13 protein-coding genes are annotated in these 16,951 nt (G+C 55.1%); 8 read left to right on the top strand and 5 right to left on the bottom strand.

What is annotated here, in order from left to right:
* Positions 1–66: 66 nt before the first annotated feature.
* From pepA to exbD, 5 genes are all read left to right on the top strand, one after another.
* Entirely contained in the window at positions 67–1,578 is a 1,512-nt protein-coding gene (gene pepA / locus HOY33_RS11265) for a leucyl aminopeptidase (protein WP_172290301.1), read from the top strand.
* A gap of 87 nt (positions 1,579–1,665) precedes the next feature.
* On the top strand, positions 1,666–2,115 hold the full coding sequence (locus tag HOY33_RS11260) for a DNA polymerase III subunit chi (protein WP_172290300.1): 450 nt from the start codon (positions 1,666–1,668) through the stop codon (positions 2,113–2,115).
* 12 nt (positions 2,116–2,127) lie between these two features.
* On the top strand, positions 2,128–4,983 hold the full coding sequence (locus HOY33_RS11255) for a valine--tRNA ligase (RefSeq protein WP_172290299.1): 2,856 nt from the start codon (positions 2,128–2,130) through the stop codon (positions 4,981–4,983).
* Positions 4,984–5,321: 338 nt separating this feature from the next.
* Positions 5,322–6,353 carry a tol-pal system-associated acyl-CoA thioesterase gene (gene exbB / locus HOY33_RS11250; RefSeq protein ID WP_172290298.1) on the top strand — a complete coding sequence of 344 codons (1,032 nt, stop codon included), beginning with the start codon at positions 5,322–5,324 and terminating at the stop codon, positions 6,351–6,353.
* Between the two features lie 3 nt (positions 6,354–6,356).
* On the top strand, positions 6,357–6,779 hold the full coding sequence (gene exbD / locus HOY33_RS11245) for a TonB system transport protein ExbD (RefSeq protein ID WP_172290297.1): 423 nt from the start codon (positions 6,357–6,359) through the stop codon (positions 6,777–6,779).
* 42 nt (positions 6,780–6,821) lie between these two features.
* Here the strand turns inward: exbD and HOY33_RS11240 are convergent, their stop codons facing one another.
* The 5 genes from HOY33_RS11240 to HOY33_RS11220 form a co-directional block, all read right to left on the bottom strand.
* Positions 6,822–7,841: a substrate-binding domain-containing protein gene (locus HOY33_RS11240; protein ID WP_172290296.1), complete on the bottom strand. Its 1,020-nt coding sequence runs from the start codon at positions 7,839–7,841 to the stop codon at positions 6,822–6,824.
* A gap of 31 nt (positions 7,842–7,872) precedes the next feature.
* Positions 7,873–9,282 carry a sucrose-6-phosphate hydrolase gene (locus tag HOY33_RS11235; RefSeq protein ID WP_172290295.1) on the bottom strand — a complete coding sequence of 470 codons (1,410 nt, stop codon included), beginning with the start codon at positions 9,280–9,282 and terminating at the stop codon, positions 7,873–7,875.
* The gene (locus HOY33_RS11230) at positions 9,282–10,652 is read right to left on the bottom strand and encodes a sucrose-specific PTS transporter subunit IIBC (RefSeq protein ID WP_172290294.1); all 1,371 of its coding nucleotides are present in this window, start codon (positions 10,650–10,652) and stop codon (positions 9,282–9,284) included. Before HOY33_RS11230 ends, HOY33_RS11235 begins: the two co-directional genes overlap by 1 nt.
* A gap of 87 nt (positions 10,653–10,739) precedes the next feature.
* On the bottom strand, positions 10,740–12,272 hold the full coding sequence (locus HOY33_RS11225) for a carbohydrate porin (protein ID WP_172290293.1): 1,533 nt from the start codon (positions 12,270–12,272) through the stop codon (positions 10,740–10,742).
* A gap of 285 nt (positions 12,273–12,557) precedes the next feature.
* Positions 12,558–13,493, bottom strand: coding sequence for an aminoimidazole riboside kinase (locus HOY33_RS11220; protein ID WP_172290292.1), 936 nt, complete (start codon positions 13,491–13,493; stop codon positions 12,558–12,560).
* A 263-nt stretch (positions 13,494–13,756) separates the two neighbouring features.
* On the opposite strand from HOY33_RS11220, the gene HOY33_RS20750 reads away from it, so the two are divergent.
* The 3 genes from HOY33_RS20750 to HOY33_RS11210 all read left to right on the top strand — a co-directional run bounded on the left by HOY33_RS20750 (position 13,757) and on the right by HOY33_RS11210 (position 16,940).
* Positions 13,757–13,885 (top strand): hypothetical protein, encoded by a 129-nt coding sequence (locus tag HOY33_RS20750; RefSeq protein WP_256380227.1) that lies wholly within the window; start codon positions 13,757–13,759, stop codon positions 13,883–13,885.
* Positions 13,886–13,887: 2 nt separating this feature from the next.
* Complete coding sequence (locus HOY33_RS11215) at positions 13,888–14,583, top strand: polymer-forming cytoskeletal protein (RefSeq protein ID WP_330527966.1); 696 nt, start codon at positions 13,888–13,890, stop codon at positions 14,581–14,583.
* A 209-nt stretch (positions 14,584–14,792) separates the two neighbouring features.
* Positions 14,793–16,940: a YgiQ family radical SAM protein gene (locus HOY33_RS11210; RefSeq protein WP_172290291.1), complete on the top strand. Its 2,148-nt coding sequence runs from the start codon at positions 14,793–14,795 to the stop codon at positions 16,938–16,940.
* The last annotated feature ends 11 nt before the right edge of the window (positions 16,941–16,951 follow it).

Genomic DNA, 16,951 nt, shown 5'->3' with positions numbered 1-16,951 from the left:
AAGTATTACGGAGTGGAACATTCTAGCCGTTGATCCCGCCTTTGTCTTTAAGATTCAGGAGAGTACATGGAGTTCAGCGTAAAAAGCGGTAGCCCGGAAAAACAACGCAGTGCATGCATTGTCGTCGGCGTGTTTGAACCGCGTCGCCTGTCCCCAATTGCCGAGCAGCTCGATAAAATCAGCGACGGCTATATCAGCGCGTTGCTGCGCCGCGGTGAATTAGAAGGCAAAGTGGGGCAATCATTGTTATTGCACCATGTACCCAACATTCTTTCAGAACGTATTTTGCTGATTGGCTGCGGCAAAGAGCGCGAGCTTGATGAGCGTCAATACAAACAGGTTATTCAGAAAACCATCAACGCGCTGAATGAAACCGGTTCAATGGAAGCGGTCTGTTTTCTGACCGAACTGCACGTCAAAGGGCGAAATACCTATTGGAAAGTGCGCCAGGCCGTCGAAACCGCGAAAGAATCGCTCTATACCTTTGATCAGCTCAAGAGCAACAAAGTCGAACTGCGCCGTCCGCTGCGTAAAATGGTGTTCAACGTGCCGACGCGTCGCGAACTGACCAGCGGCGAGCGCGCTATTCAGCACGGTCTGGCGATTGCCGCCGGTATCAAGGCGGCGAAAGATCTTGGCAATATGCCGCCCAATATCTGTAACGCCGCCTATCTGGCGTCGCAGGCGCGCCAACTGGCCGATACCTACAGCCAGAATATTATCACCCGCGTGATTGGCGAACAGCAGATGAAAGAGCTGGGCATGAATGCGTATCTGGCGGTCGGTCAGGGGTCTCAGAATGAATCGCTGATGTCCGTCATCGAATATAAAGGCGATCCGTCGGCGGACGCCCGGCCGATTGTGCTGGTCGGTAAAGGCCTGACGTTTGACTCCGGCGGCGTGTCCATCAAGCCTGCCGACAGTATGGATGAAATGAAATACGACATGTGCGGCGCCGCCACGGTTTACGGCGTTATGCGCATGGCCGCGGAACTGGCGCTGCCGCTGAATATTATCGGCGTGTTGGCGGGCTGTGAAAATATGGTCGACGGGCGATCTTACCGTCCGGGCGATGTGCTGACCACCATGTCGGGGCAGACGGTGGAAGTGCTGAATACCGATGCGGAAGGCCGTCTGGTGCTGTGTGATACCTTGACCTACGTTGAGCGTTATGAGCCGGATGTGGTCATCGACATTGCGACGCTGACCGGCGCCTGCGTGATTGCGCTCGGCCATCACATCACCGGATTGATGGCGAACCATAATCCGCTGGCGCATGAGCTGCTGAGCGCTTCCGAACAATCTGGCGACCGCGCCTGGCGTTTACCGCTGACCGATGAGTTCCAGGAACAGCTGGAATCCAATTTCGCCGATATGGCAAACATTGGCGGCCGTCCCGGCGGCGCCATTACCGCCGGCTGTTTCCTGTCGCGCTTTACGCGTAAGTATAGCTGGGCGCATCTGGATATCGCCGGTACGGCCTGGCGTTCAGGCAAAGCCAAGGGCGCTACCGGTCGCCCGGTGGCGCTGTTGTCGCAGTTCCTGCTTAATCGTGCCGGTCTGAACGACGTAGAATGATGGCAATCTGTCAGGCGCGGTAAGCGGCGTCTGAATAAACCTGCAATAACGGGCCGGGTTTTCCGGCCTTTATCAATAGTGTAGATAATGAAAAACGCAACGTTCTATCTTCTTGAACACGATAGCAGAAGCGGTGAGCTTAGCGCCTTTGAGGCGCTGGCCTGCTCGCTGGCGGCAGAACGTTGGCGCGCGGGAAAGCGCGTGTTGATTGCCTGTGAGAATGAGCAGCAGGCTGTCCGGCTGGATGAAGCGCTGTGGCAACGCGATCCCCATTCGTTCGTTCCGCATAATCTGGCGGGCGAGGGGCCGCGCCAGGGGGCGCCGGTCGAACTGGCCTGGCCCGAGCGGCGGGGAAATGCCCCGCGGGATCTGCTGATCAGCCTGTTGCCGCATTTCGCGGATTTTGCCACCGCTTTCCATGAAGTGATAGACTTTGTCCCTTACGAAGAATCCCTGAAACAGTTGGCGCGCGACCGCTATAAGGCCTATCGCAGCGTCGGCTTTCAATTGACTACGGCCAAGCCGCCAACTCACTGAATTTTGAGCATAATGGAAACGAAATATAACCCGCAAGATATCGAGCAGCCGCTTTACGAGCGCTGGGAAGAACAAGGCTATTTCAAGCCGAACGGCGACGCGAGCCAGGGAAGCTTCAGTATCATGATCCCGCCGCCCAACGTCACCGGCAGTTTGCATATGGGTCATGCTTTTCAGCAAACCATTATGGATACGCTGATCCGCTATCAGCGTATGCAGGGGAAAAATACGCTGTGGCAGGCGGGTACCGATCACGCCGGCATCGCCACCCAGATGGTGGTTGAGCGCAAGATCGCGGCGGAAGAGGGCAAAACCCGCCATGATTACGGCCGGGACGCGTTTATCGATAAAATCTGGCAGTGGAAAGCCGAGTCTGGCGGCACCATTACCCGTCAGATGCGTCGTCTGGGTAACTCCGTCGACTGGGAGCGTGAGCGTTTCACCATGGACGAAGGGTTGTCCAACGCGGTGAAAGAAGTGTTTGTGCGCCTTTATAAAGAGGATCTGATTTATCGCGGCAAACGTCTGGTGAACTGGGACCCGAAACTGCGCACCGCGATTTCCGATCTGGAGGTTGAAAACCGTGATGTAAAAGGTTCCATGTGGCACCTGCGCTATCCGCTGGCCGACGGCGTTAAAACCGCCGAAGGCAAAGATTATCTGGTGGTCGCCACCACCCGTCCTGAAACCATGCTGGGCGATACCGGCGTGGCGGTAAACCCGGAAGATCCGCGTTATAAAGACCTGATTGGCAAAGACGTGATCCTGCCGTTGGTTAACCGCCGTATCAAAATCGTCGGTGACGAACACGCCGATATGGAAAAAGGCACCGGCTGCGTGAAAATTACGCCGGCGCACGATTTCAACGACTACGAAGTGGGCAAACGCCATCAGCTTCCGATGATCAATATTCTGACGTTTGACGGCGATATTCGTCAGGAAACTGAAGTATTTGATACCAACGGCGAAGCCAGTACCGCTTACGGCCGCGATATCCCGGAATCCTTCCGTGGTCTGGAGCGTTTTGCCGCGCGTAAAGCCGTGGTGGCGGCATTCGATGAGCTTGGCCTGCTGGAAGAAATCAAGGCCCACGATTTGACCGTTCCCTACGGCGATCGCGGCGGCGTGGTGATTGAACCGATGCTTACTGACCAGTGGTATGTGCGCACGGCGCCGCTGGCAAAAGTAGCGATCGAGGCCGTCGAACAGGGTGAAATCCAGTTCGTGCCCAAGCAGTACGAAAATATGTACTTCAGCTGGATGCGCGACATTCAGGACTGGTGTATCTCCCGTCAGCTATGGTGGGGCCACCGTATCCCGGCCTGGTATGACGCCGACGGCAATGTCTATGTCGGCCGTGATGAGGCGGAAGCTCGTCGTGAAAATAATCTGTCTGACGATGTCGCGCTGAATCAGGACGAAGATGTACTGGATACCTGGTTCTCGTCCGGTCTGTGGACGTTCTCCACGCTGGGTTGGCCGGAACAGACGCCGGAGTTGAAAGCGTTCCATCCCAGCAGCGTGATGGTCAGCGGTTTCGACATCATCTTCTTCTGGATTGCCCGCATGATCATGCTGACCATGCACTTTATCAAAGATGAAAACGGCAAGCCGCAGGTTCCGTTCCACACCGTATATATGACAGGTCTGATCCGTGACGAGGAAGGCCAGAAAATGTCGAAATCCAAAGGGAACGTGATTGACCCGCTGGATATGGTGGACGGCATTTCTTTAGACGCGCTGCTGGAAAAACGTACCGGCAATATGATGCAGCCTCAACTGGCGGAGAAAATCCGTAAGCGCACCGAGAAGCAGTTCCCGAACGGCATTGAGCCGCACGGTACGGACGCGCTGCGTTTTACGCTGGCGGCGCTGGCATCCACCGGTCGCGATATCAACTGGGACATGAAGCGCCTGGAAGGCTATCGCAACTTCTGTAACAAGCTGTGGAACGCCAGCCGTTTCGTGCTGATGAATACCGAAGATCAGGATTGTGGTTTCAACGACGGGGAAAAAGTACTGTCGCTGGCCGATCGCTGGATCCTGGCTGAATTCAACCGCACGGTGAAAGCCTATCGCGAAGCGCTGGACAGCTATCGTTTCGATATCGCCGCCAACATTCTGTACGAATTCACCTGGAACCAGTTCTGTGACTGGTATCTGGAGCTGGCGAAGCCGGTGATGAATGGCGGAACGGAAGCGGAACTGCGCGGCACGCGCCATACGCTGGTGAACGTGCTGGAAGCGCTGCTGCGTCTTGCGCACCCGATCATTCCGTTTATCACGGAAACCATCTGGCAACGGGTGAAAGTGCTGAAAGGCATTACCGCCGATACGATAATGTTGCAGCCTTTCCCTGAGTACGATGCGGCACAGGAAGATACGCAGGCGCTGAACGATCTCGAATGGATCAAGCAGACGATTATTGCCGTGCGTAACATCCGTGCGGAAATGAACATTGCCCCGGGTAAACCGCTGGCAGTGTTGCTGCGCGATGCCAGCGCCGAAGCCCGGCGTCGGGTAGAAGAGAACCGCAGCTTTATCCAGACGCTGGCGCGTCTGGAAAGCATTACGCTGCTGCCGGCGGGTGATAAAGGCCCGGTTTCCGTGACCAAACTGGTCGAAGGGGCTGAGCTGTTGATCCCAATGGCCGGTCTGGTCGATAAGGCCGCGGAGCTGGATCGTCTGGCGAAGGAAGTGGCCAGAATCGAAGCTGAAATCGGCCGCATCGAAAGCAAACTGTCCAACGAAGGTTTTGTGGGACGCGCTCCGGAAGCCGTGGTTGCCAAAGAGCGTGAAAAACTGGATGGCTATTTCGTTGCCAAAGCGAAATTGCTGGAACAGCAGGCGACGATCGCGGCGCTGTAATTCCTTATCTGGATTGATGATTTTCTTATCGTCCTGGTCAGATAAAACGCCCGATGCATTGCATCGGGCGTTTTTTATCCGCATATAAATACCACCTCCTATGCCGGCGGATTTGATGCCTCAGGGCATTTTCTGTGCTGCCGACAAGCTTGTTCTCTCCTTTATGTATGCCCTTATTTCTGATGCAAACGAGGTAGCAGATCGTGCGTAAGTACGAAAAAAAATACTTCAACAACTATAAATAATAATGAGAATAACTATCAATTCGCTCAGGGTTTGATATTATTTCAGGCTGATTTCTTGTGTCATTAGTGATGGATTAACGGTGGAGGCACAGCGTGAATACGGCTGTCAGTAACATTAATCAACAGGTGTCATCAGCCTGGCAAAAAAAACGTAGCGCGTTCAGCGTATTTTCCGGTAGCGTGCTGGTTATTCTGCTTTTGACTGCCGGACTCAGTGGAAATGCGTTTGCAGCGCCTGCGGCAACGCCGCTGTCCGGTGAGAACAGCACCGGCGATACTGCGACATCGGTTATTCCTGATCTTTCCGCCGCCCCTGATTCTCCCGCTACGGCAACAACACCGGAAACACTGATCCCTTCACCGCTTTCACTGCCCATCAGCGCGGCGCCGGGTACGAATAACCTGATGCAAACCGATCTCTCTGTCTGGGGTATGTATCAACATGCCGATTGGGTGGTGAAGACGGTCATGATTGGTCTTTTGCTGGCGTCCGTCATCACCTGGGCGATTTTCTTCAGTAAAAGCGTGGAGTTGATGGGCGCCAAGCGTCGCCTGCGCCGTGAATATCAGGCTTTGGAACAGGCTAGAACGCTGGATGATGCGGCAACAACCGTAGAAGCTTTCAAAGCGGGCAGCGTGGCGCAGCGACTGCTGGCGGATGCGCAGAATGAAATAGAGTTGTCGGCCCGTTCTGACGACAACAACGGCATTAAAGAACGTACCGCTTTTCGTCTGGAACGTCGCGTCGCGGCGACCGGGCGTGATATGGGACGTGGTAACGGCTATCTGGCGACGGTCGGCGCGGTGGCGCCGTTTATCGGGCTGTTTGGTACGGTATGGGGCATCATGAATAGCTTTATCGGTATTGCCCAAACCCAGACCACGAATCTCGCCGTCGTCGCGCCGGGTATCGCCGAGGCTTTGTTGGCGACGGCGATTGGTCTGGTTGCCGCCATCCCCGCCGTGGTGATTTATAACGTCTTCGCCCGCTGGATCGCCGGCTATAAGGCGCTGGTGGGGGATGTTGCCGCACAGGTGCTGCTGCTGCTGAGCCGCGATCTGGATGTGGCGGCCAGCAATGACAACCGGGTGGCGTCATCGACGCATAAACTGCGGGTGGGATAAGCCATGGCCATGCACTTGAACGATGATGTGAGCGACAATGGCGAGATGCATGACATCAACGTGACGCCGTTTATTGATGTCATGTTGGTTCTGCTGATCATTTTTATGGTGGCGGCTCCGCTGGCAACGGTGGACATTCGCGTAGACCTGCCCGCCTCTTCCGCCGCGCCTCAACCGCGCCCGGAAAAACCGGTTTACCTGACGGTGAAAGCGGACAAGCAGCTCTACGTGGGAGACGATGCGGTTAACGAACCGTCACTGGCTCAGGCTCTGGATGCCAAAACCAACGCCAATAAAGAAACCACCATCTTCTTTCAGGCGGATAAAAGCGTCGATTATGAAACCATGATGCGCGTTATGGATGCGCTGCGCAAAGCCGGCTATCTCAAGGTCGGGTTGGTCGGCGCGGAATCCGCGGCCAAATAGTCTGCCGCCGAATAGCGGTCGACGTTCACGGCGGCGCCTGATTTACTGACGTGAATCAGGATGCCGCCAGTGTATCCGGGTCGGTATATAGCATTTGTCCTCGTCCAGCGGCTGCTGGTCGATTAAGCGCGTAATCATTTCAAAACTGCTTCTTGCCAGCGTTTCGCAATCCTGCGCGACGGTATCAATCTTCAACGGTAAACAGTCAAACAGATAGTGATCGTCAAAGCTGCACAGACGGATATCGCTTTCCATCAGGTTGTGCTGATTCAGGTAACGTAAAACCCCTTCCTGCAAACCGCAGGCGGCGACGAACAGCGCTTTGGGCGGGCGACCCAGCGTCGCGCAAAGCTGAGCGAACATCTCATAGCCGGAACTGGGATGGTAGCTGCCATGAATAATCCACTCAGGACGACATTCCAGACCCGCACGCTGTAATCCCAACTGGAACCCCGCCAAACGATCGCGGGTAGGGGAGATGCGGGATTGGCCGCCAATAAAATAGAATTCCTCGCGGTGCTGACGAGCGATACGTTCCACCATCTCCGCCGTTGACTCCACGGCCTCGGAGACCACCAGCGGCAAGGTGGAGTCGCCAATCACCCGGTCAAACTGCACCACCGGCAACTGTTGATTGATTTTCTGATATTCGCTATCGCTGAGCATGCTGGATGCGACAATCAGTCCATCAACCTGACGCTGCACCAGGCTGTTGACCGCCATCATTTCCTGACTGGCGTTTTCATCCGTACAGGCGATCAGCAACTGTAATCCCGCTTCGCGACACAGCATTTCCAGCTCGCGTGAGATAACGGCGAAGCCGTAGTTGGTCATTTCCGGCACCACCAGCCCCAGCGTGTTACTGCGGGAGGAACGCAACGAACGCGCATGGATACTGGGCTGATAGCGTTGCTCGTGGGCAATCAGCAGAATGCGATCGCGGGTGGCATCAGAAACGCGGAACTCTTTACTACGGCCATTCAGTACCAGACTGGCGGTGGATTTTGATACACCGGCCAGCGCGGCGATATCACTGATTGTTACGCGTTTAGTCTGTTTCACCGCTGAGTCTGCTGTTAGAAAAAAGGGGATGTTATTCTATCACGCATGGCGCTAACAGCCAGTGCTGTAGCGTTAGTCGTCCGGATCCGCTGAAAGAAAGGGTCGCGTCGCCTTCCGGGAAATAGCGGGTAGACATCACCGCGGCTCCCTCATTGATAAAAATTTCGATACTGGAGCGATCGCACAAGATCTGTAAATGATAAAGATCTCCACGCCAGTAGCGGTGTTCGGACTCGCCGGTGCGCAGATTACGCCGACTCAGGGTCAGACGTTCACCGTCCCAGCACAGCACCAACAACGAGGCGATCGTGAGCTGGAACTCCCCGTGGATCGACAATTGCACTTCCGCGCTCTCGACGGCAAGAGACGGGGCATAGTCGGCGGTGCCCTGCCAAACATAAGGCTCGCTGCGCAACTGTTGCAACTCGCGGGCAGGCTGTTGATAAATCCGGCCTTCACGTAGCGTAAGTTCCCGAGGGCAGGTCATGGTGTGCATCCACCCTTGTTTAATGGTCGGGGCGAAAAACTCGTTTTCGTCAGGGATACCCATCCAGCCAAACAGCAAACGACGACCGTCGGCGCTTGCTGTGGTTTGCGGCGCATAAAATTCGAAACCGAGATCCAGTTCGTTAAAATCCTGATGCGAATAATGGCCGTTCTGATAATCCAGCTTGCCGATAAAGTAGCCGGACTGAAAAGTATTGAGATAGCGTTCTTCTTCCGCAGCCAGCCCTTGCGGGCAGCAGATCAACACCTCCTGACCGCCCAGACTGAATAAGTCCGGGCATTCCCACATGTAGCCAAAATCACCCAGTCCGCCAAGCCGGGAACCGGCGATTTCGGCCACGTGTTCCCAACCGAGCAGATCGTTGGAGCGATACAGCAGCACTTTTCCCTGTAGCGCTTTATCCTGCGCGCCCAACACCATGTACCAACGGCCATCATGCTTCCAGACTTTCGGGTCGCGGACATGGCCGGTATAGCCTTCGGGCAGCGTCAGTACCGGCCCCAGTTTGTCGTATTCGCCATCGTTGTTCTCGCGGGCGAGACACTGGAAGGCCGTACGCGAGCCGTCGTCGTACTTGACGTTGCCGGTGTAAATCAGCGTAATCGCACCGTTATCCGCCACGGCGGAGCCTGAATAGCAGCCGTGGGTCTCATAGCTTTCACTGGGAACCAGCGCCACAGGCTCGTGTCTCCAGTGCACCAAATCGGCTGAGCTCCAGTGCCCCCAGAATTTTGCTCCGTGGGCACAGGCTAAAGGATTCCACTGATAAAACAGATGGTAACGCCCGTTATGATGAATGAACCCGTTCGGATCGTTGAGTAGCCCAACGTTAGGCGACAAATGCCAGGCCGGACGGTATGGATCATCATGAGTCTGATTTTGACCTGACATCAGGGCGTGCGCCATGCGCTTTAATAAGTGGACTTCTTTCATTATTCGCTATCCGTTTTATATTTCAGCAGGGATGAAATGATAAACGCTGTACTAAAGGCGATCAGCATACCAATCAGGTAGCTAAGCATAGAGCCTGCCTGTACGATTGCCAGCCCGGGGAAGCCGGTCAATCCTACCGCCGTCATGCTGACATGATTGAATACGACCCACGCGCCGCCGAGCGCACCGCCCGCAAGGGCTGCCAGGAATGGTTTGATAAAGCGCAGATTAATACCAAATATCGCTGCTTCGGTAATCCCCAACAGGCAGGAAAGGCCGGCAGGGACGGCGATGGCTTTGATTTTAGCGTCGCGAGTTTTGAAATACACCGCCAGACAAGCCCCGCCTTGCGCAACGTTAGCCATGGCCCAGATAGGCAACAGGAAGTTGACCCCGATATTGGGATTCCCCAACAGGCCGGCTTCAATGGCATGAAAACTGTGGTGAACGCCGGTGATAACAATCGCGGAATAGAGACCGCCGAACAGCAATCCGGCCAGCCAGCCAGCGTGGGCAATCAGCGTACTCAGTACGAAAGAGATGGCGTCGCCCAGCATACGGCCTGCCGGGCCGATGATCAGCAAGGCAATAAAGCCGGAAATAACCACGGTCAGGAACGGCGTAACAATGATATCCAACGCATCCGGCACGACTTTGCGCAGGCGTTTTTCCACCATACTCATGAACCAGACGGCCAGCAGAACCGGGAATACCGTGCCCTGATAACCCACCATGGCAATATCCAGACCGAACAGGTTCATGGTTTCGAAGCCGCCGGCCACGCCCCAGGCATTGGTCAGCGCCGGATGGGTGAGGATCCCCCCCAGCGTGGCGCCCAGATAAGGGTTGCCGCCGAATTCCCGCGCGGCGGTAAAGCCGATAAGAATAGGCAGGATGATGAAGGCGGCGGAGCTGAACATATCCAGCATAATGAAAATCGCGCTGCCGGCGTCGACCCAGCCGTAGGTTTTGATCAGGCCGAGCACGCCCATCAGCAGACCGGATGCCACAATGGCCGGAATGATGGGAACAAAGATGTTCGACAGCAGGCGCGCCAGCCGTTGCAGCGGGTTCAGTTTCCGGGCGGCCAGCGTTGCGGCCTCGGATTTGCTGGATTCACTGATACCGGCGACCTTAATGAATTCGGCATAGACTTTATTGACCAGGCCGGTCCCGAAAATGATCTGAATCTGCCCTGCGTTGTGGAAGCAGCCTTTGACCCCTTCGACATTTTCAATGGCTTTCTTGTTCGCCAGGCTGTCATCGTTCAGTACCAGACGCAGACGGGTGGCGCAGTGGGCGGCGCTGGCGATGTTTTCTTTTCCGCCCAATAAGGGGATAAGCGCTGTCGCTGTGGCGTTAATGTCCATTTTATTCCTCTTTTTTATTATCGGGATACTTGGTATCCCCTGCGCCGGTCATCAGTGGTGATAACCGGCGATCGTGCTATCCGATTATCAGAACCAGGTTTCCATCTGGACGCCGAAATTCCATTCGCCGCCAGCAGTGAAGCCGGTAGAGCCGAAAGTGTCTGTACTTGAGTAGTTATCCAGTCGTTTGTCCCAGTTCATGTAGCTGGCGAACAGACGCAGCTCAGGACGACTGAAGAAGTTGGCGATATCGCCTGTTTTAAACGTAGGAGCAAAGGTCAGCTTATAGAATCCGCCGCTGACCTTATTGAGATCGCTGTAGCCTCGTGGATCGAGATCCATATATTGATAACTGCCTTCATAAGCCAGCGCAAAGTTTTCGGTGATTTCCTGAATCAGACGGGCGTTAAACGTTATCCATTCATAGTTGTCGCCGCTGACGTAACGATCCTTGCTGGATTGCGCCAAAATAGACGGCGCGAAGCTCCAGTTTTTGCTTAATGGCGTCGTGCCGTAGGTCGCCAGACGCCAGGTGTCGGCATCATTGGTCAGGTTGCCATCCGAACCGATGCCTTTAACTTCGCCGCCTAAACCATGACCATAGAGGACGGCTACTTTCGCGCTACCTTCACGCAGCCCGTAGAAGCTATCGCCATGCCAGGCCGCCATCGCGTGGAAACCTTTATCGCCAGCGTTAGTATTGGTGACGGTATTCGCACTATTATTTCCGGTGTTTTCACGTACGTCGTTATTGTTCGCCGTTAATCCGCTCAGCATAAACTGGAACGGGCCGACATAGTTGTTGGCAGTGAAAATATAGTTTTTGATGTCATTATCCAGCGAGGTAATTGCGCCCAGATTGCGCCCATAGACGGAAAAGTTGCTTTTGAAGTTATCCGCCCATTTTACGTCGTAGATGCCGCCGCCGGTGCCGGCCAGGAAGATCACATCGGTGTCCAGCCAGTGAATATCGAAATTGTCGCGGTCAAAACGTTTACCCGCCCACAGCGTGGTGTCTTTCAACGCGCCGGTAAAGGTTGGCAGAGAACCTAATTCAACAAAGGCTTCCCGAACGTTAAGCTTGCTGTCATCACCCGTCCAGTCGTTATAGCTGCGTTGGCCGTCAGCCATCATGACTTTGAATCGGGTGGTCGCGCCGTTGTCCAGCTTTTGTTTGTGCTCCAGTTTCAACTCGACATAGGTGTCATCTTCATTGCCCAAGCGGCCAATATGTCCACCGGTTCCGCCTGCGGGAGACATGCCAGGCCCAAAATCGGCGTTTGAACTGACAGAAGAGTCATTTGCCAGTAAACCGGAGCGGGCATAGCCATGGAACTCGAAACCATCGGCGAATGACTTCTGGCTGGCCAGCGCGGTGGTGCGCTGCTCAACCTGCTGGGTTTTCTGTTCAGTTTGCGCGGTACGCGCTTCCAGTTGCCGGGTTTGTTTTTCCGCCGCTTCTGCTCTGGCTTCAGCGGTTTGCGCGCGATGTTCGGCTGCTTGCAGTCTTTGCTCGAGAGCGTTCAGACGGGCTTCAATACTGTCGGTACTGGCGGCAGAAGCGTAGAAAGGGCTGGAGAGGAGTAATCCTATTGTTACGGCAAGATAGTTTAGTTTCATTTTTTTGTTCTCTTTTGGATGGAGCTTTACTGTGTTGACAGAGTCCGTTTTGCTAAAATGCTAAACCGGTTTTTCAAGTGGAAAGTAAAGGCCGGATATCGGGTTGGCAAGAAATTTTACCAACCCGATTCTGTATCTGTGATCCTGGCTGCAAAACATCCCCTTTATCTTGCCGGATGCGGGAGAACAGGCCGCCTCTCGGTTACTTGGTTCTCGCGTCGCTGGAGGGAAAGGCCTGTCTGAATCCTGCAATCAATGGCGTGGAAAAGTCGAACCGCCGCGGCGTTAATGTCTGGCCAATGTGGTGGCGCGAAGCTGCTGCGCATAAGGCAGAGCCGTCATTGCGCCTTTCGCCGTCGTAGCCAGCGCGCCGCACAACTGGGCTTGCTCGATTACCCTGTCCCAGGAAACGGGCTGCGATAAGTCGTCATATTCGGCTAAACCTTGCAGCAGCCCGGCAACAAAGGCATCGCCGGCGCCGGTGGTGTCAACCGGGGTAACATAGGGCGCGGCAAACTGCTGTAGCCGCCGGCGATCGTGTAACCACACGCCTTCGCCGCCCAGAGTGACCAGCAGCAGTTTGACGGGATATTGCTGCATAAGCCGCTGAATGCCTTGTTCCACATCGGTGGTTTGGCTGAGAAACGCCAGCTCTTCCCGCGACAGTTTAACCACATCGGCCAGCGCCAAAGCCTGTGCGATGCAGTGCTGTAATTCCTGCCGGCAGGACCAGAGGTCTTCACGGATATTGGGATCGAAACTGACCCATCCCTGGGCGGCTTTTATGCGTCGCATCGCTTCAAACGCGGTGCTGCGAGAGGGTTCCTGTGATAAGGCGATAGAGCAGAGATGCAGCCATTCACCACGCTGGAATGCCGGTAAATCATCCGGTTGTAAAAACAGATCCGCACTGGGGCGAACCATAAAAGTGAATGAACGCTCGCCGGACTGATCCAGACTGACCACCACGGTAGAGGTGCGATAGCGGCCGTCAAGCGTCATGCAATCTGTTTCTACCTGTTCACGGGACAGGACGTTTTGCATAAAGTGACCAAAAACATCGTCACCGACCCGGCCGATAAACGCGCTACGCCCGCCAAGTCTGGCGATGCCCACCGCCACATTGGCGGGCGCGCCGCCCGGACACTTGATATAGCGATCTGCATCTTCTGGGATGAGGTCGACGACGGCATCACCCATTACCCAAATCTTATGTGCCATAGAATTACTCTTATCAGGGATAATAGAACTGGCTGCTAAAATAGAAGAATCGGTTTAGCTACGCAACAGATTCACGAAAGATGTTAGTGGAACGCCACAAAATAGCGGTTTTTTTCTCTGGAAAGTGAAGCGCATTTATGTGATGCGCTACGCAAATATTCGCTAGCGGCCTAAATAAAAGCGCGTTTTAGCCGATGCCTTAAAGGCAGTATTTGGGATTACCCTTTGTCTATCAGGAGCTAGGGCGAATAAGGAGAAGGCATATGAGCCGCCACACATCTTCCGGCATGAGATCCGACGCCATCATCGCTATTCGGCACGCCGCCTGCGCCATAAACACCACGGTTAAACCTATTGAAATAAACATTGCTGCGTTCCAGACGGTGCAATAACCGTGCGTAATTACAATCTGTTATGGGGGCTGTGGGCGATATGGGCCTTGCTGGTGATTGTCTGGCTGGTGGATATCCACATGGATTTATCCGCGTTGTTTTATGGCAAGGCGTTGGTTGCCGTTCTGGGATTCGCCCTGCCGGCGCTGATGGCGTTTTTTTACAAAATAAAAAGGAATCAGCCGATGTTTTCATTTGATAAAAAGAAAAAATCAAGCGATGAATCGCCAGGGAATGGTGACGTAACCCATCCGCCGGCGTTGGTTAATTCAGTCAGCCCTGCACGCGTCAGGAAAGACACGTTTATTGCTCAGGGCGCGCGTATGGCCGGCGGGCTGACGACGGACGGCAATATTACCGTGGAAGGGGAGATCGAAGGCGACGTGCGCTGCGGCGATACCATCAAGGTAGAACATGGCGGCAGGGTGAAAGGCGAAATGACGTCGCAGCAGATTATCATCAACGGCCAGGTTGAAGGGCGGGTTTCCGCCGGCGTGGTGTCCATTCTGGCGCAGGGAAGCGTGGTGGGAGAGATATTCTCGGATGAACTCTCCATTGAGAAAGGCGGCATATTTACCGGCCAGTCAAATCCGCAAACGCGGAGTCAGGAAAAACCGGCTTATGTGGAAAAGAAAAAAGGTAATGTCGTGCAAGAGAATATTGGCGTGTCGGCGGGGAATACTCCGGCGCTAAGCTAAACGGCGATAATCCTCATGCGCTGGGGGCGTCTTTCTGATCTTTCAGCGTACCTCAGCGCCGAAAATCTTGATCCGCCGCATGTCGGCAGCACTCTTATCAGCAGTTTTATATTTGTCCACGTATAATTTCCGCCCCCTGTATCCCGGTTGATAATCGAGCATATGTTAACCGGGCGTATAAAATCCATTTTCCGACAACGAAGAGTGCTATGCCAATCAGCCTGATCCAACCCGAACGTACCTTGTTCTCGTACCCGCGTTACTGGGCCGAATGTTACGGTACTGCGCCGTTTTTGCCGATGTCGCGGGCAGAGATGGATCAACTGGGGTGGGACAGTTGTGATGTGATCGTGGTGACCGGTGATGCATACGTCGATCATCCGAGCTTTGGCATGGCGATTATCGGACGGATGCTGGAAGCGCAGGGCTTTCGCGTCGGCATTATCGCGCAGCCGGACTGGACGTCGAAAAACGATTTTATGCGCCTCGGCAAGCCGAATCTGTTTTTTGGCGTCACCGCCGGAAATATGGATTCGATGATTAACCGTTATACGGCGGATCGAAAATTACGCCATGACGATGCGTATACGCCGGGTAATCTCGCGGGAAAGCGGCCGGATCGGGCAACGTTGGCGTACAGCCAGCGCTGCAAAGAAGCCTATCGCGATGTCCCGGTGCTCCTTGGCGGTATCGAAGCCAGCCTGCGGCGCATCGCCCACTATGATTACTGGTCGGATACCGTGCGGCGCTCGGTGCTGGTGGACGCCAAGGCGGATATGCTGGTCTACGGCAACGGCGAGCGCCCGCTGGTGGAGATTGCGCACCGCCTGGCGGCAGGCGAATCGATAAGCGATATTCAGGATGTGCGCAATACCGCCGTGATGCGTAAAACGGCGCTGACCGGCTGGACGGGCGTTGACTCAACCCGCCTCGACAAGCCCGGCCGCATTGAACCGATCGTCAATCCTTATGGCGAAGATTTGCCCTGTTCCGCAGGAGAATGCCTCGCGCCGGATGCGGCGCAGCCGATCGCCGTGCGGGCGGCAAAACCCAAGCCGTGGGAAAAAACCTATGTGTTGTTGCCGTCTTTCGAAAAAGTGAAAGGCGATAAAGTCATGTACGCCCATGCGTCGCGGATATTGCACCACGAAACCAATCCAGGCTGCGCCAGAGCCTTGATGCAAAAGCATGGCGACCGCTACGTCTGGATCAATCCGCCGGCGATCCCGCTCTCGACCGAGGAAATGGATGCGGTATTTGCGCTGCCGTTTCAGCGTGTCCCGCATCCTGCCTACGGCAATGCGGCGATCCCGGCCTACGATATGATCCGTTTTTCGGTCAACATCATGCGCGGCTGTTATGGCGGCTGTTCATTCTGTTCGATTACCGAGCATGAAGGGCGGATCATTCAGAGCCGCTCTGAGGCGTCGATTGTGAAAGAGATCGAAGAGATCCGCGATCGCGTGCCGGGATTCACCGGCGTTATTTCCGATTTAGGCGGCCCGACGGCCAACATGTACATGTTGCGCTGTCAGTCGCCGCGCGCCGAGCAGAGCTGCCGCCGGGCGTCCTGTGTGTACCCGGAAATCTGTGCGCACATGGATACCAATCATGAGCCGACCATCAAACTGTATCGGCGCACCCGCAGCCTGAAAGGCATCAAAAAAATCCTTATCGCTTCCGGCGTGCGTTACGATCTGGCGGTTGAAGATCCGCGTTATATCAAGGAACTGGCCGAGCATCATGTGGGGGGATATCTTAAGATCGCGCCTGAACACACGGAATCCGGGCCGCTGTCAAAAATGATGAAGCCCGGTATGGGCAGCTATCATCGCTTCAAACAGCTTTTTGACGACTATTCAAAACAGGCGGGAAAACAGCAGTATCTGATCCCCTACTTTATTTCCGCGCACCCGGGCACTCGGGATGAGGATATGGTCAATCTGGCGCTGTGGCTGAAAGAGCACCGTTTCAGACTGGATCAGGTGCAAAATTTTTATCCTTCTCCGCTGGCGAATGCCACCACCATGTATTACAGCGGCAAGAACCCGCTTGGCAAAGTGGATTACAAAAGCGAGGATGTGGTGGTGCCGCGGGGCGAGCGTCAGCGCCGTCTGCATAAAGCGCTGCTCCGCTATCATGATCCGGCGAACTGGCCGCTGATCCGCGATGCGCTGACCGCAATGGGCAAGAAACGGCTGATTGGAAATCGCCCCGACTGTCTGGTTCCCACCGCGGCGCCGGGGGAACGCGCCGCGGCGCGCGGCGGGAAGGACGGCGCATCTACTCGCCCCGCGCGAACGCGTTTTACCGCGCCGGCCGCAGCCCATAAATCATCCGGTAAAAAGCCGTCGTAAGACCGCCGGTC

Origin of the sequence: Brenneria sp. hezel4-2-4, assembly GCF_013155275.1 — a bacterium.
GTDB lineage: Bacteria > Pseudomonadota > Gammaproteobacteria > Enterobacterales > Enterobacteriaceae > Brenneria.
This window is presented reverse-complemented; position numbering and strand designations above follow the sequence as displayed.